General features: G+C 63.8%; 14 protein-coding genes. 1 reads left to right on the forward strand and 13 read right to left on the reverse strand.

From position 1 onward, the window contains the following. Positions 1-45 precede the first annotated feature (45 nt). The 6 genes from OJI97_RS02345 to OJI97_RS02370 all read right to left on the reverse strand — a co-directional run bounded on the left by OJI97_RS02345 (position 46) and on the right by OJI97_RS02370 (position 10,501). A complete protein-coding gene (locus tag OJI97_RS02345) occupies positions 46-618 on the reverse strand; it encodes a TMEM165/GDT1 family protein (RefSeq protein ID WP_297660763.1) in 573 nt (190 codons plus the stop codon). Between the two features lie 177 nt (positions 619-795). Beyond that, positions 796-1,017, reverse strand: coding sequence for a hypothetical protein (locus tag OJI97_RS02350; RefSeq protein ID WP_297660766.1), 222 nt, complete (start codon positions 1,015-1,017; stop codon positions 796-798). After that, on the reverse strand, positions 1,017-5,246 hold the full coding sequence (locus OJI97_RS02355) for a translocation/assembly module TamB domain-containing protein (protein WP_297660769.1): 4,230 nt from the start codon (positions 5,244-5,246) through the stop codon (positions 1,017-1,019). Before OJI97_RS02355 ends, OJI97_RS02350 begins: the two co-directional genes overlap by 1 nt. Next, positions 5,246-7,552 (reverse strand): autotransporter assembly complex family protein, encoded by a 2,307-nt coding sequence (locus OJI97_RS02360; RefSeq protein WP_297660772.1) that lies wholly within the window; start codon positions 7,550-7,552, stop codon positions 5,246-5,248. The genes OJI97_RS02355 and OJI97_RS02360 overlap by 1 nt, the downstream gene beginning before the upstream one ends. A gap of 173 nt (positions 7,553-7,725) precedes the next feature. Then, positions 7,726-8,895 carry a nucleotide sugar dehydrogenase gene (locus OJI97_RS02365; protein WP_297660838.1) on the reverse strand — a complete coding sequence of 390 codons (1,170 nt, stop codon included), beginning with the start codon at positions 8,893-8,895 and terminating at the stop codon, positions 7,726-7,728. 103 nt (positions 8,896-8,998) lie between these two features. Further along, complete coding sequence (locus OJI97_RS02370; RefSeq protein ID WP_297660774.1) at positions 8,999-10,501, reverse strand: YdiU family protein; 1,503 nt, start codon at positions 10,499-10,501, stop codon at positions 8,999-9,001. A gap of 80 nt (positions 10,502-10,581) precedes the next feature. On the opposite strand from OJI97_RS02370, the gene galE reads away from it, so the two are divergent. Next, positions 10,582-11,592: a UDP-glucose 4-epimerase GalE gene (gene galE / locus OJI97_RS02375; protein WP_297660777.1), complete on the forward strand. Its 1,011-nt coding sequence runs from the start codon at positions 10,582-10,584 to the stop codon at positions 11,590-11,592. Positions 11,593-11,601: 9 nt separating this feature from the next. Here the strand turns inward: galE and OJI97_RS02380 are convergent, their stop codons facing one another. From OJI97_RS02380 to OJI97_RS02410, 7 genes are all read right to left on the reverse strand, one after another. Further along, complete coding sequence (locus OJI97_RS02380; protein ID WP_297660780.1) at positions 11,602-12,915, reverse strand: exopolysaccharide biosynthesis polyprenyl glycosylphosphotransferase; 1,314 nt, start codon at positions 12,913-12,915, stop codon at positions 11,602-11,604. Positions 12,916-12,962: 47 nt separating this feature from the next. Further along, complete coding sequence (locus tag OJI97_RS02385) at positions 12,963-13,919, reverse strand: GDP-L-fucose synthase (RefSeq protein WP_297660783.1); 957 nt, start codon at positions 13,917-13,919, stop codon at positions 12,963-12,965. Positions 13,920-13,927: 8 nt separating this feature from the next. Next, the gene (gene gmd / locus OJI97_RS02390) at positions 13,928-15,052 is read right to left on the reverse strand and encodes a GDP-mannose 4,6-dehydratase (RefSeq protein ID WP_297660786.1); all 1,125 of its coding nucleotides are present in this window, start codon (positions 15,050-15,052) and stop codon (positions 13,928-13,930) included. Positions 15,053-15,068: 16 nt separating this feature from the next. Further along, positions 15,069-15,809, reverse strand: a complete 741-nt coding sequence (locus tag OJI97_RS02395) for a glycosyltransferase family 2 protein (RefSeq protein ID WP_297660790.1) — start codon at positions 15,807-15,809, stop codon at positions 15,069-15,071. A 152-nt stretch (positions 15,810-15,961) separates the two neighbouring features. After that, the gene (locus tag OJI97_RS02400; protein ID WP_297660793.1) at positions 15,962-17,068 is read right to left on the reverse strand and encodes a glycosyltransferase; all 1,107 of its coding nucleotides are present in this window, start codon (positions 17,066-17,068) and stop codon (positions 15,962-15,964) included. Further along, positions 17,065-18,525: a hypothetical protein gene (locus tag OJI97_RS02405; RefSeq protein ID WP_297660796.1), complete on the reverse strand. Its 1,461-nt coding sequence runs from the start codon at positions 18,523-18,525 to the stop codon at positions 17,065-17,067. Before OJI97_RS02405 ends, OJI97_RS02400 begins: the two co-directional genes overlap by 4 nt. Next, positions 18,522-19,769, reverse strand: a complete 1,248-nt coding sequence (locus tag OJI97_RS02410) for a hypothetical protein (RefSeq protein ID WP_297660799.1) — start codon at positions 19,767-19,769, stop codon at positions 18,522-18,524. The genes OJI97_RS02405 and OJI97_RS02410 overlap by 4 nt, the downstream gene beginning before the upstream one ends. Positions 19,770-19,882 lie beyond the last annotated feature (113 nt).

A 19,882-nucleotide genomic window follows, 5' to 3' on the forward strand; every position in this document is an offset into this window, starting at 1 on the left:
GACGGGAAGGAGCTAGCTGTCGGGCGTGACAGGTGGCAAGCCCGATCAAGCGAACAGGCCGGCCGCCTGCGCAAGCACCCACAGGCCGATGACGAGGAACAGCGCCGCCGCGACCATCCGCACCTTTTTGAGATCGACGCGCTTCAGCAACTCGTTGCCGAGGAAGATCGCGGGCACGTTGGCGATCATCATCCCCAGCGTGGTGCCGGTCGTGACCGCAAGGACATTATGATATTGCGCGCCGAGCGCGATCGTCGCGACCTGCGTCTTGTCGCCCATCTCGACGAGGAAGAAGGCGATCAGCGTCGTCACGAACGCCCCGAAGCGCGGCTTCGGCGCCTCGTCATCCTCGAACTTGTCGGGGATCAGCGTCCACGCCGCCATCGCGACGAACGAGATGCCGATCGCATAACGGAAGACCGGACTGTCGAGAAAGGCGGCCGCCGACGCGCCGAGCAGCGCCGCGAGCGCATGATTGGCGATCGTCGCCGCCAATATGCCGAGGATGATGGGAACGGGCCGGTTGAAGCGCGTCGCGAGCAGGATCGCGAGCAACTGTGTCTTGTCGCCGATCTCGGCGAGCGCGACGACCGCGGTCGAGGTAAGGATGGCTTCCATGGCAAAACTCCGGGGCCGGGCGGCAGGCGAATTCCAACGGACATCGCACCCTGCCGCCCGGCCCGGACGGAAGGTTCGATGCCATTGGTCTCGCCCGAACGATGTCCCGTTCCCACCGCACCACGGCCTCTCGACCGAGTATGTTGACGCGGCGGCCCGTCCGGATCGGACGGCTGGCTACTCCCCAGATGACGTGGGCGCGTTAGACGGCTTCGCGGATGCTGGCAAGGCTTTTGGCTGCGTCGCGGCCGCGGCCTTCTCCGTCTCGGCGATGTCGGCGTCCATCGCCTTGGCGCGCGCCTCGATCTCCTTCGCCGCCATGTCGTAGCGGTCGTCGAAATCGGGCTCCTGGTGACAGGCGGCAAGCAGCAGCGGCAGCAGGAGAGCGGCGCGGCGCATCAATAATCCTTGCGATAGCGGATGCTGACATTGGTCTGGCCCGATCCGCCCGCCTGGCTGAGCAGCGACAGCGCGCGCGTCAGACTGATCTCAAGCTGGGTCGCGGTATAGCCGCGCGCGTCGGTGATCACCTCCAGATAGATATCCTTGGTGATATATTGCCCCGCCGCGAGCGCGGTGCCGCGCCCCGTCGTATCGTCGGGGCCGAGGACGCGCAGCCGGTCGATCCCCGCCGCCGACTGCAGCGCGCCGAGCGGGTTCAGGCCCCCGCCCCCGCTGCTCAGCGTGTTGAGCGAAGCGGCAAGCTGCACCGCCTGGAGCGGCGACAGCGAGGTGATCGAATCGCCGAACAGGATGCGCGAGACGATCTCGTCCTGCGGCAGGCCGGGAACGCTGGAAAAACTCACCTGCGGATTGCTCGCGCGGCCCGACACGTTCACCGACACCGTCACATTGTCGAAGGTATCGCTCGCGACGAGTTGCAGCGCCGGATCATAGGCGTCGCCGGTCGGGAACGTCACTTTCCCTTCCTCCAGCTCGAACGACCGTCCCGCAAAGCCCAGCGTTCCGCGCACCAGCTCGACCTGGCCGGTCACGCGCGGATCGAGGGTCGTGCCCTTAAGCTGAATGTCGGCCTGCCATTCGGACTCGAGTCCCATGCCGGTGACGTAGATTTCGTCGCCCGCGCGCAAACGAATGTCGAGCCGGATGAGGTCGAACAGGCTCCCGCCGACCGCCGCGAGCCCGTCGCCACTGATCCGCCGCCGTCCTGTCGGCGGCTTGCGCCGCACACCCGTGAGAACCGGCACGGCAGCTGCCCCCTCGCGCACGATGCGATACCGCGTCTCGGGCAGGCGAAGGTCGCCCGACAAAAGCGCGGTCTGCCCCGCGACCTTTTCGAGCGTCAGCGTGCCCGTCGCGCGCGCCGCGATATTCTCGCTCCGCGCAAGCCGCGCATTGTCGAGCGTCGCGCTGAGATTCATCGGATAACCATCGGCCTGCGACAGGCTGACATAGCCCTTCGCATCGATGCTGCCGTCGCCCGCTGTCGCGGTGAGCTTTTCGATCTCCAGCCGGTTGCCGGTGAAGCGCCCGTCCACGACCATGTTGGTCAGCCGCGTGCCATAGGCCTGATTCTCATAGGTCATGCCGTTGCCCCGGATCACGCCATTGAGGCACGGATCATCGACCCGGCAGCTGAAATCGGCGGCGACCGCGATCGGTCCCGAAACCCCCTGCCCGGCAGGCCCAGCGAAGGAATAGAGCGTGTCGGCGGGGCCGTTGTAGCGCAGCCCGCCGCTCAGCGGCGCGGCGCGCAGCCGCGTCGTCCAGTCGCCCGCGCCGGGACCGAGCGGGCGGAGCGAGGCCTGCAGCCGCCCGATCACGCTGCCGCGCTTGCGGATCACCGCCCGCGCCTCGCCGCCGTCGCTGAGCAGCTTGCCCGCGAAATTGATGTCGACCGGCTGGCTGACTGTCGCCGCGGTGGTGCGCGTGAAGTCGCTGATCGTCAGCCGCGCATCAGCGCGCGGAAAGGCGTCGGCGTTCGTCTGCGCGAAATCGATGCTGCCCGTCGCGCGCCCGCCGAGCCCAAGCCCCGGATAGACGGCGTTGACGACCGCCATGTTCGCGCGATCGAGCCGGCTCTGGAGCATGATGCCCTCGCCGAAACGTCCCGCGACGCGCGCGCTGCTGCCGCGCCCGAGGTCGATCGTCGTCGGGAGCAGTTCGTAATCCTCCTTGTGCGGGATGATCCTGGCGGGAGAAACGGTGCGGAAATTGACCCCGGTCGCGCGGCCCTGCACCGACGCGCGCCAGAGGTCAGGCTGCAGGTCAGCGTTGGCGGCGATGCGGAAAGGCACACCGCTCGTCCCCTCGACGAGCGCCTGCGCCTGGCCACGCCCGTCGCGATAATCGATCTTCACCCGCCCGACCGCGATGTCATAAGTGCGAATCTGCGTATCGGCGATCTGGATATCGGCGACAATGCGCGGCTTGTCATAGAGAACGACGTCGGCATCGACGATCGCCGACCCGACCGCGAGCTTCGCGGCGCCGGGCAGCACGACATTGTTCGCGCGCACGTTGATCGCCGCTGCCTGATACTGGCCTTCGCCGCTCAGCCGGACGAGACCGCCAAGACCCTGTCCCGATGCGTCGAGCCGACCCTCGAACGGACCCGCAGCGCTTTTCACCAGCCGTCCGTGGAAGCCGATTCCCGACAGGTCGCCGCGCTCGATGTCGATCGTCATCGGCCCCGCCGCGGTCAGCAGCACGACGTCGGCCGACAGTGGGCCATAGTCGGTGTCGCCGGTCGCCGCGAGGCGGTAGCCGTTCGGCGCGCCATTGATCTTCGCGACCAGATTGGCGAGCCCGATGCCGAGCCCCGGCCGGTCCGCCGTCACCACCGCGCGCGGATCGCTGATCGTTCCGGCAAGCTGGACGCCGACCGGGCCGTAATCGGTCGAATGCGCGCGCGCCGCGAGCTGAATCTGTCCATTGGGCGAATAGCTGCCCTGCCCGCCCGTCACCCGCAGGCGCGGCGCGGCGAGCCGCAGATTGGCGAAACGAACGATGCCGTCGGTGCCATAGCGCACGTCGCCGCTCGCCACCGCATTGCCGCCGAGGAAATCGCGAACCCCCGAATTGAACAGCCGCGTCGAGCGCGCGCGCACCTTGCCGACGATCTCGAACCCGCCGCGCGGCGCAGTCTTCAGATCGGCGTTGGTGTCGATGTCGAACAGGCCGACGCTCTCGATGCGATAGTCGTTGACCCGTCCGTCGATCGCGCCGGTGTAGAAACCCTTGTTGAGATCGGCGATCACGATCGCCTTGGCATCGATCCGCGGCGAGCGGAGGCGCAGATTGTCGCTGAGGATGCGCCCATCCTTATAGGCGAGATCACCGTCGAGCCGCACCTGCACCAACGTCCCGCCCAGGGCGGTGTCGAGCCCGCGAATGCGCGCCGCGCGCCCGGCGACGGGCACGTAAATCTGATCGGCATCGACTCGCGCCTTGCCCGCGAGGCTCAGCGTCTCGACAATGACGTCGTTGAAAGCGAGGGCATTGGCGTTCGCCTGATATTCCACCGTTGGCAGGTTGAACGCACCGTCGAGCTTTGCGGTCGCGCGCAAACCGTTGCCGCGCAGATTCGGCGCGAGCGCATCCGGGCGTAGCAGCACGAAGGCGAGGCTCAGCGCATCGTAACGGCTCTCGCCGAGATCGACCCCGCCGCTGATGCCAAGACGGAAGGCGTCCGACGATAGCCGGCCGTCGAGATCGGCCTTGCGCTTGTCGAGCCGCGCGGTGACGTCGACCGCGGTCTCGCGGCTCAGCAGCGAAGCGACGGGTCCCTCGGCGAGCAGCCGCGACGCCTGTGTCGTGCCCTTGACCGCGAACGTGCCGTCTCGCGCCGTCAGCGCGAGCCGCGCGAGCGGGTCGGTGCCGAGGTTGGCGATCAGCGAACCGTCCCATTTCGTCCAGTCGCCGCGCCCGCCGAGCTTCGCGGTCAGCGGCGCGGTGAACCCGCCCATCGCCGCGAGCACCCCGCCCTGCGGCGCGTTGAGGTCGAGCGTCGCGGCGAGGCGGTTCTTGTCGGGCACCGCATCGAGGACGAGCGCGAGCCTGTCGCCCCTGGCCTTCTCGCCGATCGTCTCCGCATTCGCGGTGACCTGCGCGCGGCGGTCGGCGATCGCGATCTTGCCGCTTAGCGTCGCGACCTGCCGCTCGCCAGTGATCGCGGGCTCGAAGATCAGCCGGTCGACGCGCAGGGTCCGCACGTCGATGTCGATGTCGGGGAGCAGCGGCTCGCCGGTGTCGGGCACCGGCTTGAAGGTCGGCAATTTCTCGACGACCAATGTTTTCGCGGTCGCCGAACGGACGTCGACATGATTCGACAGAAAGGCGAACGGCCGCCAGTCGATCCGGAGCTCGGGCGAACGCACGAACACGCCCTTGGGATCGGACAACGAAAAATCGCGCACCACCATCTCACCGAACAGCGATCCGTCGAGCCGGCCGATGCCGATCTTCATCCCGTTCTCGAACTCATATTTCTCGATCTGCGTCGCAACGAAGCGCCGTCCGGCGTCGCTGTTCAGCCCGATCAGGAACAGCGCGACCAGCGCGATCAGGCCGAGCAGCGCGATTCCGGCGCCCTTGGCGATCCGGAACCCCAGCGACGGCCCCGCCGGCTTGTCGCCTTCGGTCGCGATGGCCGCGTCCTCCGCCATCAGAAGGCCTGGCCGATCGAGACATAGACGGTGACGCGCGCCTCGCCCGGGCGCCTGCCGAGCGGCGTCGCGATGTCGAGCCGCATCGGCCCGAAATTGGTATAGAAGCGCCCACCGATCCCCGCGCCGAAGCGCAGGTTCGAGAAATCGGGGGTCGATCCGCGATAGACCTGCCCGGCATCGAGGAAACCGACGATGCCGTAATTGCCGAAGCGATAGCGCGCCTCGACCGCGGCCTCGTTGAGACTGCGCCCGCCGATCGGATCGTCGTTCGGGTCCTTGGGACCAAGCTCCTGATAGCCGAAGCCGCGCACTGACCCGCCGCCACCGGCATAGAAACGCCGCGATGGCGCCAGCCGTTCGCGTGCCGCGCCGACGATCGAGCCGACGCGCACCCGTCCCGCGAGCACGATATTGTCGGTAACCGGATAATAGCCGCTCGCATCGACCTGCGTCCGTGCATAGGGCGAGAAATGGCCGGCGAGCGAGCCTTCGGGTTCGACCCGCGCGGTCAGCCGGAATCCCTTGGTCGGATCGAGCAAATTGTCGGTGCGGTCGATCCCGACCTGCCCGTTCAGCCCGACGATCGTGTAAAAGTCATTGACGCGCTGGCCGAGCGCAAAATCATAGTCGTCCTCGCGCGTCGCGATCAGTTCGGCGCCGAAAGCATAGGTCAGCTTCTTCTGCCAGATCGGCGTCGAGTCATAGCTGATGCGCGCCGCAACGCGGCCGGTGATCGCGTTGAACGCATTATAGCGGCTCCGCGTCGCCTCGGTGATCAGTTCGAACGTCCGGTCGCGGCGCCCGGCATTGGAACGGCGCATCGTCACGCCCAGCGACTGCTCCTTCGTCCCGGCCACGGCCCGGCCGATCAGCGCGCCTTCGGGCGGGAAGAAGTTGCGGTGCGTCCAGCTCCCCTCGATGCGGATGCCCTGCCCCGTGCCATAGCCCGCATTCGCCGCGATCGTACGCGGCGGACCCGCCTGCTGGGTGACGAGCATGGTCACATATTCGCTGTCGTCGTCCGCGCTCTCACCCGTCGGCTGCGGCTCGACCGCGACGGTCGCGAACAGGCCGGTCGCGACGAGCGCCTGCCGCAGATCGTCGACCTTGCGGCTGTCATAGAGGTCGCCGCGCTTGAAGCGCGCGAGAACATCGACATGCTCGGCATCGAAAGCCAGCTTGCCGGTCGTCTCGATCCCACCGAAGCGCCCGCGCGCGCCGATGTCGACGGGGAGCGTATAAAGCCCCTTCCCCGTATCGCCGTCGAGCAGGATATCGCGCTGCCCGATCTTGGCGAAAGGATAGCCTTCCTGCGGCAGCTTGAGCGCGATCGCCGCTTCGGCACCCTGCACGCGCTGCGCAACGATCGGCTCGCCGACCACGAGCGGGAAATTGTCGTGGATCAACCCCGTCGGAATCGTCGGCTTCGCGTCGATGACGATGTCGGAGAACGTATAGCGCACGCCGGGCTTCACATCGATGACCGCGGTGATCGACCGATTGCGGGCCGCCGCGCCATTGGCTCCCGCCTCGGCTTCGCCGCGATCGATGCGCGTTTCGACGACGGCGTCATAATAGCCTTCGGAGGCGAGGATGCGCGACATCAACTCGGAATCGGCGCTGAGGCGCGCGCGGAGCATCGCGAAATTGTCGGCCTTGCCATCGCCGTCGTGGAGCGCCGACAGATCGTCGAACAGGTCGGCGAGATCGGCATCGGTGCCATCGTCGGCTGCGGCGAGGCCGTTGACCTTTACCGCATAGTGGATCGTTCGCGTCTCGTTCTTGTCCTCGGGCTCGGCGAACTCGACCGGCGTGACATCGAAACTGTCGAGCGGCGGCAGCGGCGCGGCGAGTTCGGCATCGCTGATCGGTGCATCGCCGATGGCTTCGACGCTGTCGCCGTCCGCCAGCGCCGGCACCGGCGTGCCGTCCACCTGCGGCACATCGCCAGCGGCGGTTTCGGCCGGTGTTCCGGCCGCCTTCGCTTTCGCCGCCTCGGCCTGCCGGCGCTCGAACTCCGCGATCGATTCGAGCGGCCTGTCGAGTTCGGGGTCGTCCTCGGCGCTGATCGGCGGAATCGCGGACTTGAACTCCTCGTCGGGGATGATCGGCGCGACTTCGGGCAATTGCGCCTCGGGCGGCGGCGGGGTCGGCGCGGCGATATTTTGGGTTTCGGTCGCCTGCGGCTCCACCGTCGGCACGACCGCAGGCGGCGCCACATCGGTCTGCTGCGCGGCGGCGGCTCCGGTCCACGCAAGCCCGAACAGCGACGCGGACAGGATCAATCGCTGCCGACGCCGCATTTGCGGCGAAGGATCAAATTCGCGAGATTTATCAATATGACGCATCATGTCCCGGCCGATGCGCGTTTTTGGCTCGCGAGGCGTGGCTGTGCAACCCGAATCTCCCCTGTTTCCAAGCCAACTCTCCGGCAATGGGACAGTTCCCGGCGTTGCGGTGGTTCGAGGGAGCGGTGTCAGCTGTCGGCGCCGAACAGGTCGCGGCTGTAAACCTTGCTCGCGACATCGGAGAGCTCGTCGGTCACCCGATTGGCGATGATGATGTCGGCCTCTGCCTTGAAGGCGGTCAGGTCGCGAACGACGCGCGAGTTGAACAGCCGATCCTCTTCGATGAGCGGCTCATAGACGACGACCTCGATCCCCTTGGCCTTGACCCGCTTCATCACTCCCAAAATGCTGCTGGCGCGGAAATTATCCGATCCCGCCTTCATCGCCAGCCGGTGGATGCCGACGACGCGCGGGTTCCGCTTGATGATCTCCGCCGCGATGAAATCCTTGCGCGTCGTGTTCGAGGCGACGATCGCGGCGATCAGATTCTGCGGCACCTCCCTGTAATTCGCCAGCATCTGCTTGGTGTCCTTGGGCAGGCAATAGCCGCCATAGCCGAAGGACGGATTGTTGTAGAAGCTGCCGATCCGGGGATCGAGGCACACCCCCTCGATCACCTGCCGCGAATCGACGCCGTGGGTTGCGGCATAGGTATCGAGTTCGTTGAAGAAGGCGACGCGCATCGCGAGATAGGTGTTGGCGAACAGCTTGATCGCCTCGGCCTCGGTATTGCCGGTGTGAAGGATCGCCGCATCAGGCTTGAGCGAAGCCTCCAGTAGCAGCCGGGCGAAATCCTCCGCGCGTGGGTGGGTATCGCCGACGATGATCCGCGACGGGTGGAGATTGTCGTAAAGCGCGCGCCCTTCGCGCAGGAATTCCGGCGAAAAGACGATGTTGTCCGACCCAGTTTCGGCGCGCATCCGGTCGGTAAAGCCGACCGGCACCGTCGACTTGACAATGACCAGCGCGTTCGGCGCCTGCTTCAGCGCATCGGCGATTACGGCCTCGACCGTGCTCGTGTTGAAATAATTGGTGTCGGGATCGTAATCAGTCGGCGTGGCGATGACGACGAAATCGGCGCCGTCATAGGCAAGCGCCCGGTCGGTCGTCGCGAGGAGGTCGAGCGGCCGGCTCGCCAGATACTCCTCGATCTCGGGATCGGCGATCGGCGAGGTCTTCGCGTTGATCATCTCGACCTTGCGCGCGTCGATATCGAGCGCGACGACGCGGTTGCGCTGGGCGAGCAAAACCGCATTCGATATGCCGACATAACCCGTGCCGACGACCGTGATCTTCACAGGCGTCGCCTGCTGCGCTTCTGCTTCGGGCAATGAACGATCCTCTGCTGGATATGGCGCGGTCCCTAGCAATTGCCGCGCAGCCACTCAACCCGCGTGCCCGTCAGGTGCCGCAGAAGGTTTTATAGGGACCGAATTCGGCAGGCGCCGGCCCCTCGAACAGCGCGCATTCGGGGCGCCGGGCATAGGGATTGCGCACGACTTCAAGCAATTCGAGCCACGCTGCAAGATCGCCTGCCTCGGCCGCACCCAGCGCCGCCTCGACCAGATGGTTGCGCGGGATATAGAGCGGATTCACCGCATCCATCGCCTCGGCGCGATTCAGCGGCGCGTCGGTCTCACGCGCCAGCCGCGCCCACCAGTCCGCGATCCACGGCACCATCGCGTCGGCGTCGGGCAATTGCGCCTCGAGCTCCGATCCGTCGCCGCGCAGCATCATCGCGAGACCGCGAAAGAACAGGGTGAAATCGACCCGGTGGCGCTCGAGTTCGGCGAAGAGCGTGTCAAACAGTACAGTATCGCCCTCCTGCGCCTCGGTCAGCCCCAGTTTCCTGCGCAACCGCCCATGCCAGACCGCGGCAAAGCGGCCCGGAACCTCGGCCACCAGCGCCTTCGCCGCCTCGACATCGGCGGCATCGACCGAGTGGATCGCGGGAAGCAGCGCTTCGGCAAAGCGCGCCATATTCCAGTGCATGATCTGCGGCTGGCGGCCATAGGCATAGCGGCCATGGGCGTCGATCGAGCTGAACACGGTGTTGGCGGCAAAGCGGTCCATGAAGGCGCACGGACCATAGTCGATCGTCTCGCCCGAAATCGCGACATTGTCGGTGTTCATGACGCCGTGAATGAAACCGACGCCCAGCCAGTGCGCGACAAGATCGCATTGCAGCCCGATCACCCGGTCGAGCAAGGCGAGGTGCGGATTGGGCGCCTCGACAAGATCGGGGAAATGGCGGCGGATGCTGTAGTCCGATAGCTGGACGACGTGATCGGCGCCGAAATGCGCCGCGAAGAACTGGAAGGTGCCGACGCGGATATGGCTGCTCGCGACGCGGGTCAGCACCGCGCCGGGATGCGCGCGTTCGCGCTGGACCCGATCGCCGGTCGCGACCGCGGCCAGCGCACGCGTCGTCGGCACGCCCATCGCCGCCATCGCTTCGGAGACGAGATATTCGCGCAGCACCGGCCCGATCGCGGCCTTGCCGTCGCCATTGCGCGAGAAAGGCGTCGGTCCCGACCCCTTGAGCTGCACGTCGAAGCGTGCGCCGTCGGGCGCGACGATTTCGCCAAGCAGCAGCGCGCGTCCGTCACCGAGCTGCGGCGAGAAATGCCCGAACTGATGCCCGGCATAGGCCAGCGCAAGCGGGTTCGCCCCACCGGGCAGGTCCTGCCCCGAAAAGAGACGCGCGATCACCTCGTCGCCCGCGTCGGCGCCATCGATCCCGAGCCGGCTCGCAAGCGCATGATTGAAGGCAAGCAGCTTCGGCGCCGCGGGCTTCGCAGCTTCGGCGGGGGCGTAGAAGCCTGCCATGGCGTCATGAAAACTATTGTCGAACGCGAGATCCATCGTCCCTATGTCGAGCGCGACCGCTGCGATTGCAAGCATCGATGCGGTCCCTGCACACCTTAGCTGACGATCGATGAAGGCGATTGATCTTCCGCCAATAGGCCGTCACAGGAGCGGATATGAAAGTCTTCGTAACCGGCGGAGCGGGCTATATCGGCAGCCATACGCTCGTCCAGCTTCTGACCGCGGGCCACGAAGTCTGCGTCTTCGACAATTATTGCAACAGCTCGCCGGTGGCGCTCGCACGGGTTCGCCAACTGACCAATCGCGACATGCGCGTGGTCGAGGCCGACATCTGCGAGGCCGACGCGCTGACGCGCGCGGTCACGGACTTCGCACCCGATGCGGTGGTTCATTTCGCGGGGTTGAAGGCCGTCGGGGAATCGAACGATATTCCGCTGCGTTATTATCAGACCAACGTCAGCGGAACGATGAACCTGCTCGGCGCGATGGACGCCGCGGGATGCCGGCGCATCGTCTTTTCCTCCTCCGCCACGGTATATGGCGAGGCGCATTATCTGCCGTTCGACGAAAAGCATCCGATCGCGCCGACCAACCCTTATGGCCGCACCAAGGCGATGGCCGAGGGGGTGATCGCCGACTGGGCGCGGGCGACGCCCAATGCTTCGGCCGTCCTGCTGCGCTATTTCAACCCAGTCGGAGCCCATGAATCGGGCCGGATCGGCGAGGACCCGCAGGGCATTCCCAACAATCTGATGCCTTTTGTCGCACAGGTCGCGATCGGACGCCGCGACAAGCTGGCGATCTTCGGCGACGACTATGACACGCGCGACGGCACGGGCGAGCGCGACTATATTCATGTCGCCGACCTCGCCGACGCCCATCTCGCCGCGCTCGACTACAGCGGAGGGGCGCAAGGCTGCGAAGCGATCAACGTCGGCACGGGCACCGGCATTACGGTGAAGGAACTCGTCGCCGCTTACGAGCGCGCGTGCGGCCATTCGCTCGCCGTCGAAATCGCACCGCGCCGTCCGGGCGACGTCGCGAGCAGCTATGCGGCGACCGGCAAGGCGACCGATCTGCTCGGATGGTCGGCCAGACTCGATGCCGACGCGATGTGCGCATCGTCCTGGAAATGGCAGTCGGATAATCCCGCAGGCTATGACTGAAGGCGGCGCCTATTTCGCTCCGCTGCCGCGGACCACGACGACGGCCGTCTTGAACAGGATCAGCAAGTCGATCCACATCGAGAAATTCTTGATATAGTAAAAATCGAACCGCAGCTTGTCGTGCACTTCGCGAATGCCCGCGACATGCCCCTGGTTCACCTGCGCCCAGCCCGTGATGCCGGGCCGCACGATATGGCGATACGAATAGAACGGAATCTCGCTCTCATACCATTCGGAGAGCGGCCGCGCTTCAGGGCGCGGCCCGATCCAGCTCATTTCGCCGAGCAGGATATTGTAAAGTTGCGGCAGTTCGTCGATGCGCGTCTGGCGCAGAAAGCGGCCCAGCCGCGTGATCCGATCATCGTCGTCCTTGGTGATCGCGGCGTTCCGCTGATCGTCTGCATCGATCTTCGGCGCGGCGACCCGCATCGTGCGAAACTTGAGCACGCGAAAAGACTTCCCCCGATATCCGATCCTTTCCTGACGGAAAAAAACCGGACCGGGGGAATCGAGCCGGATCAGCAATGCGGTGACCGCCATCGGGATCAGCAGCAAGGGCAGCGCGACCAGCGTGAAGCTAATATCGATCGCCCGCTTCATCTTCGCATAGGAATTGCTCGGAATCAGCGATCCCAGGCTGTTTTCCGACAGATGCTCGATCCGGACCTTGCCAGTCTGCGCCTCCCACACCTGCTTGTAATGATAGACGCCGACGCCGTTGAGCGCGGCGACCGCAAAGGTCCGCTCCCATTCCGGGGCGTGATCGTGCCGGAGGTCGGCCACGATGATCGCGTGGGCGGTTTCGCGCGGCAGCGCGGGCGTCTGCAGCATCTGATAGGGAACGCCGACGTCGCGGCGGATGCGGTCGATCTCGCCGCCGGGCACGAGATAATAGAAATTGCGATCGTTCCGCCGTTCGATGGCATCGATTGAAAAACGCATTCCCAGAACGAGCAGAAAGGACAGCGACAGGAGCGCGCCGCTATAAGGTGCACGCAGCAGCAGGGTAAGCAGCATGACGAGGCTGTACGAGCCCGCGAAGGCCGGAAAAATATAGCTTGCCGTTATCGTTCCCGGAAACTCGCCCATTTTGCGAACCGCAAGTACGCCGACGAAGGTCGCGATCGCCGCGGCGATCGACGTGTTTTTCGCGGCCTGGTTCTGCGCCGCCGCGAACAGATCGCCCGGGACATAGAGCATCGCCGGCAGGAACACCCCGACCGACAGGCAGAGCAGCAATTGTACACGAAAGGATGAAAAGAGCGCCGACCACGATCGCCGCTCCTGCACGGGGTGATGCATCGCCTTCATCTCCACCTTCATTCTCCCCTATCGGATGCAGCTTGTCAAAACCCTGCCGGGAAAGGCCGTCAGCCTTCCCGAACCGTGTCCCGATTGTGCAGAAACCATCGATAGGTCGAAACGATCCCTTCCTCGAGACCGATTTGGGCACGCCACCCCAGGCGCGCGAGGCGCGACACGTCCATCAACTTGCGCGGCGTGCCGTCGGGCTTGGACGCATCCAGGCGGATCGCGCCCTTGAAACCCGTGGTTTTCGCGATCAGCGCCGCGAGGTCGGCGATCGAAATATCCTCCCCCGCACCGACATTGATATGACTCAGCATCGGCTGGGTTTCGGATCGATAGACGGCCGCGTCGAGGTCGAACACGAACAGCGCGCCGTCGGCCATGTCGTCGACATGCAGGAATTCGCGGCGCGGCTTTCCGCTTCCCCATACGACGACCTCGTCCGCGTTCGCCTCCGCGGCTTCGTGGAAGCGGCGGATCAGCGCGGGCAGGACATGCGAGTTGGCGGGATGGAAATTGTCGCCGGGGCCGTAAAGATTGGTCGGCATGACCGCGCGATAATCCGTGCCATATTGGCGGTTATAGCTTTCGCACAGCTTGATCCCCGCGATCTTGGCGATCGCATAGGGTTCGTTCGTCGCCTCCAGCGTGCCGGTCAGCAGCGCGTCCTCGCGCATCGGCTGCGGCGCGTCGCGCGGATAGATGCACGACGAGCCGAGGAACAGCATCCGCCGCACGCCGGCCGCATGGGCCTGATGGACGACATTGCATTCCATCATCAGATTTTCATAGATGAACTCGGCCGGATAGCTGTTGTTCGCGTGGATTCCGCCGACCTTCGCTGCCGCCAATATGACCGCATCGGGCCGCTCGGCTTCGAAAAAGCCTTTGACCGCCTGCTGGTCGGTCAAATCCAGCTCGGCGTGGGTCCGCGTCAGCAGGTCGACGCCGCGATCGCTCAATTTCCGGGCGATGGCCGCCCCCACCATTCCGCGATGGCCGGCAAGATAGATGCGCATAGCCTCGCTCACGATTCCAGCGCGACGGGCGTGTCGTAGCCGTGCGACTTGAGCAGCGCGTGCCGCCGCGCCGTCTGGAGGTCGGCCGCGACCATTTCCGCACACATCTCGCGCGTCCCGATTTCGGGCACCCAGCCCATATTCTCGCGCGCCTTGGCGGGATCGCCGAGCAGCGTTTCGACCTCCGCCGGGCGGAAATAGCGCGGATCGATCCGCATGATCACGTCGCCCGGCTTGATCGCGGTGGTGATATTGCCCGTCACCGCCTCGACGATCGCGACCTCTTCGAGGCCCTGCCCTTCGAAGCGAAGGGTGATGCCGAGTTCCTCCGCCGCCCAGCTAATGAACTGGCGCACCGAATATTGCTGTCCCGTCGCGATCACATAATCGTCGGGCGTGTCCTGCTGCAGCATCATCCACTGCATGCGGACATAATCCTTGGCGTGGCCCCAATCGCGCAGAGCGTCGATATTGCCCATATAGAGGCACTGTTCGAGCCCCTGGCTGATATTCGCGAGGGCGCGCGTGATCTTGCGCGTCACGAAGGTTTCGCCGCGCCGCGGGCTCTCGTGGTTGAACAGGATGCCGTTGCACGCATAAAGACCATAGGCCTCGCGATAATTGACCGTGATCCAATAGGCATAGAGCTTGGCGACCGCATAGGGCGAGCGCGGGTGGAAGGGCGTCGTCTCGCGCTGCGGAATTTCCTGCACCAGCCCGTAAAGCTCGGAGGTCGACGCCTGATAGAAACGCGTCTTCTTCTCGAGCCCAAGGAAGCGGATCGCCTCGAGCAGGCGCAGCGTCCCGATCGCATCGACGTCGGCGGTATATTCGGGCGCCTCGAAGCTGACCGCGACATGGCTCTGCGCGCCCAGATTATAGACCTCGTCGGGCTCGATTTCGCGCAGGATGCGCGTCAGGTTCGACGTGTCGGTCAGGTCGCCATAATGCAGATGGAGCGACGGGTTCGGGCTATGCGGGTCCTGATAGATATGGTCGATGCGCTGCGTGTTGAACGACGAGGCGCGGCGTTTCAGCCCGTGAACCTCATATCCCTTTTCCAGCAGGAATTCCGCCAGATACGAGCCGTCTTGTCCGGTCACGCCGGTGATGAATGCTTTCTTTTTCGTCATATCCCGTTGCCAAAGATCAAAAGAATTGCGGAATCTTGCTGATGTTCTTGCCGACCAGCGCGCGGACGGCGCCGATGCCGTTCATCGCCAGCGCGCGATAATCCTCGCGGCTCTTGCGGAGAATCCGTTCGAGCGATCGGTTGCTTTCCCCCCCGGTCCGCATCTTCACCAGCACGTCGGGCACATAGCCGACGCGAAGCTGACCCTTTCCGAACCAGCGCAAGATCGCTTCATAATCGGCCGCGATCTGAAAGCTGGTGTCATAGCCGCCCAGCCGCTCGACGACCTCACGGCGCACGAACAGCGTCGGATGCGGGGGCATCCAGCCGCGGCGCAGCTTGCGCGGATGATAATCGCCCGAGGTCCAGCGCCGGACGATCCGCGCGCTGTCCGCCGCCGAAACATAGTCGAGATCGCCATAGACGGCATCGACGTCCCCCACCGCAAAGCGCTGCGCAACGCGCGCCAGCACAGCGCCGTCCGCAAAGAAGTCGTCCGAATGCAGGATGCCGATGACATCGCCGTTACAACGCGCCATCGCGCGGTTGAGCGCGTCGTAGATGCCGGCGTCCTTTTCGCTCAACACCTTGCGCCGCGGGTCCGGCCGCGCGGCCAGCAGCGCGAGCGTCCCGTCGGTCGAGCCGCCATCCTGCACGATATGCTCCCAATCCGCGAAATCCTGTGCATCGAGGCTGTCGATCGCGTGGCCCAATGTGCCCTCGCGGTTCCAGACGGCGGTAATGATGGAGATTTTCACGGAGAAAAATACTTCTTCGAACGCGGTCGCAGCGCCGGCCGCCGGATGGCGGGACTATTAGGGCCCGCCCGGTCGTGAGGCAACCCGAAAGGCTCCGGCGCGCGGCGCCTCGTCACGCAGCCGGCTCGTTCCGGCGCGAGCCCCTGCCCCGGTCAAAGACCATCGACGAGTTCGGCCCATAATTGCGGCCAGTCACGCGCGAAGGGCGGGTCGGGCAAGGCGGCGTCCTGCCCTTCGGGCGTCCAGCGTCCCTGGGCCGCTGCCGCGAACGCGCCGGCCCAGGCCGCGGCGTCGTCCGGCGGCAGAAAGCTGACATCGGCGTAGGTGCCGACCGTTTCGTGCGCATAGGGCAGGTCCGCGACCAGGAGCGGCTTGGCAAAGGATTTGGCTTCGCTGATCGGCAGTCCCCAGGTTTCGAGGCGCGAGGGGAAAAGGACCATGTCGCAGTCGCGATATTCGCGCATCATCGCGTCGCGATCCTGCCGCCCGATGAACGAAATGCCGGGGGTGCCGCCAAAGCGTTCGACCAGTTCGCGATCATAGGCATTGGCCGTTCCGTCGAGGGTCAGGCGAAGATCGACGCCAGCCGCTACCTCCGGGGGCAGCATCGCGACCGCGGCGCACGGCGTTTCCATATTCTTGAACACGCGCGGCAGCGACGGATAAAGCAGGCGCAGCGGCCGCCCCGGCTCGGGATGCCGCAGCGGCGCCGCGGCGGCGGTCGCCGCGGGCGCCAGTCCCGGATAGGCGACGAGGATGTTCGGATGCCCGGTGTGGCGGCGAAAGGCATCGCGAAGCCATTGCTGCTGGACGATCACCATATGGTTGCGGCGAATGAAGCTTTTGTAGAGCCGCAGATAGAACATCGTGAACAGCTTGAATTTCGGGTCGAGCCGCGCCTCGTGCCAGCTCGGGCGATAAAAGGGCGACGGATTGTGGCAATAGACCGCCTGCCGCCGCGCCGTGACGCGCGGCGTGATGTCGTGCAGCGACAGCCACAGATCGGCGTTCCATTCCTTCGACGGCCCCGAAAAGCCATGCCATTCGAGCCAGAGCCGCCGCCCCCACGAACTTTTCGCCGTCGGAAAAGGGACGATCCGCGCGCGCGGTTCATCGACGAGCGCCGCGTCGTGGACGAGCGCGGTAATATCCCATTCGGGGCCCAGGCAGCGCGCCGCCGACGCCAGGCTTTCGCGCAGGATGGTGAGCGTGCCGCCCTCCACCAGATTGACCGCCGAGATGACGAGATGCCGCCTCACCGGCCGGCCTTCGCTTCGGCGGCCAGTTCCGCCATGCGGGGCAGGATTTGCGGCGCGACCCGTTCGGCCAGCGCCGCCGCGGCCTCGTCGCCGAGCGAGAAATTGAGCACGCCTTCAAAGGTCCCCAGATAATAGGCCGCGACGAAATCCTCGTTGAAGCGGGCGTCGGCGGCCGTCGGCGCGTCGAGGTGCCGGCGGAGAAGATCGAACAATCCGGCGGGATTGCCGATCCGCACGACGTCGGGATGCTCCTGATAGAAGACCGAGCCGAAGAGGAAGACGCGGCGGCCGAGCAGCAGCGCCTCATAGCCCACGGTGCTCGTCAGGGTGATGACCGCGCGCGCCGCGCGGATCAGCGCCTTGGTATCCGCGAAGGGCGAGATCAACCGCACATTGGGCAAGGCCGCGAGCCGCCGGTAGAAGGCGCGCGGCGGATAGCCATAGGCGCTGACATGATCCTTGACATAAAGCATCACGCCAGGCGGCAGGCTGAACGCGATGTTCCGGATCACCTCATATTCGTCGAGATAGGTTCCCGCGAGGATCGAGGTCGAGGATTCGGGGTGGAAATGCAGCGGATAGAGCAGAAAGCGCTCGCCCTCGACCGGATCGCGGTAATGGCGCCGGATCGCGCCGATCCGCAGCTTGCGCTCCAGATTGCGGCGGACCATGCGCCACGACAGGCGCAACGGATTGCCCACCTGAAAGGCATGGACATGGTCGTCGCCGCGATGCCGCCAGGCCAGCCGCAGCTTGTCCCACTTCGATCGGTTCACATAGCGCCCGGCGAGGTCGAGATTGTCGAGGTTGTTGAATTTCATATAATCGGGAACGATGCGCTCCAGATTGTCCAGGTAGTCGCGGCACCAGGCGCGAACGGCGGGATCGACGGCGCGCCTTCCGGCGCGAATATCGGCCAGGATCGGCGCATAAAGCGCCTGTTCGCCGAGCGGATCGGATACGATCGCGAAGCGCCCCGGCAGCCGCGATCCGACGAGGCCGCAATAGGCGACGCCGCGGCGCCGCGCGACGATCCACGCGAAATGGGCAAAGGCGTTCGAGACATTCTCGTACAGGACCGCGTCGATCCGCCGATCGGCGAACAGATGTTCGAAATAGCGCAGCAGCGCCGCCTGCAGGCGGCGGTAATAACCCTCCGGCCGCGCGCCGCCGATGCCATAGACCTCCGCGCGCTCGAAATCGGAGAGAAGCGCGGCGTTCAGCGGTTCGTAGGCATAGTCGGCCAGCGCCCGCGCGGGGTCCTCATCGAAACCGGCGAAGAAGGCAGCGAAGTCGTGAACCGGCGCGCCCAGCGCGTCGAGCCGGTTCGCCGCACGCGAATAGGGACAATCGACCGCAACCTCGACCCCATGCCCCTGCCCCGCCAGATGGCGGGCCATGGCATTGAAGAAGCGGTAATAGCCGGGAGCACCGTTGGAGAGGATCAGGACGTTCATCGGACAGCGTGCTGAGGGACCTGCTGATCCGATTGCCTCATAGCTAGCCGTGAAAGCAGGAACGGAATCACATTCAAGGCTGCGTAAGCCCCTACGCCATAGGCAACTGCGGGCAGAAGCGGCCCGCGTAAAACGAAGAAAAGATAGAAGGCAAAATAAGTTGCTGAAATTCTCTCAACAATCGTTCCGTTCACAGCAAACCAATCGAGACGTTTCGAGTATAAAGCAAGAATAGCAGAATATACTGCGATTCCCAATACACCAAAATCGACATATCCTTCAGCAGGGTAAGAGAATGAAATATTGGTAAACCAAAGATTGTAATAAGAAAGAAGATATTCCCCAAGCATTTCACCACTAGAAACAGGCTTATCGCTCCAAAAATCTCTGGGAACAAAAAATAGAATGGACCCCAAAATCTGGTGGCCCATCTGAAATCCACCCTCCCTTACAAATGTAATCATGGCCACTATATTAGCCCAAGCGTCATAGTGAATATCATTAAAGTGTCCAGATATTTCTTTTACAACATTAGAAAATGTAAACATATATGACCATGAACTTGCTTTATTATTTATAAATATCGAAAGTATAGGAAACCCTATGATCAATCCCGGCGTAGCAATAAGAAAAACATTTCTAGCCGACATTCTGATCCAGTAAAAATAGAAAAATACCATCGAAATATAGAGCGGTCCAAGCGCATTTCTGCGATCAAGAAATATATTTTTTGTAGCCATAACGCATAGGATAAGGCCGCCCAGGACAACGAGGCTACGCCTTTCTTTTTTAAGGAGCATGTAAAATGCTGCCGTAAAAAATGGTATCATAAACAGTGTCTTATGGCGAAGAATGAGAAATCCCGAGGCCCCCGCCTCACCAATATCACCGATGAGCAGCCGCGAGTCCCTGACGACATAGAGTCCCCAAAAAGCCATCACCACGGTCAACATTATGAAAACGGGCAGCATCATGGAAACCTGCCCGTCAGTCGCAGAAAAGAGCGACTTTGGCCTTTTTTTCATATTCCGCATGTACACTATTTGAAAAACAGACAGGAATATAAAAACAACTAGATTCGCCCAAACCACTCCATCGACTTCAACCGGGAAAAAGTTAACTAGATATCCGTTAGCTTCATAAAGCTGAATGATTGGGGCCACATAAAAAAACAACAAGCTGAAAACCAAAACTGTTCCGAACGCTACTCCTGCTCTATTTTTCACAATAGTGGATCGCGCCATCGCCATCAATGGCAAAGACGTTAAATAGAATGATAAAATTATGGGATATTCCTGATCATACAGAAGATATCCCGGAAGAGATAAAATCAATATACAGGTGATTATCCAAAGCA

Source organism: Sphingopyxis sp. (assembly GCF_025869345.1).
Lineage (GTDB): Bacteria > Pseudomonadota > Alphaproteobacteria > Sphingomonadales > Sphingomonadaceae > Sphingopyxis.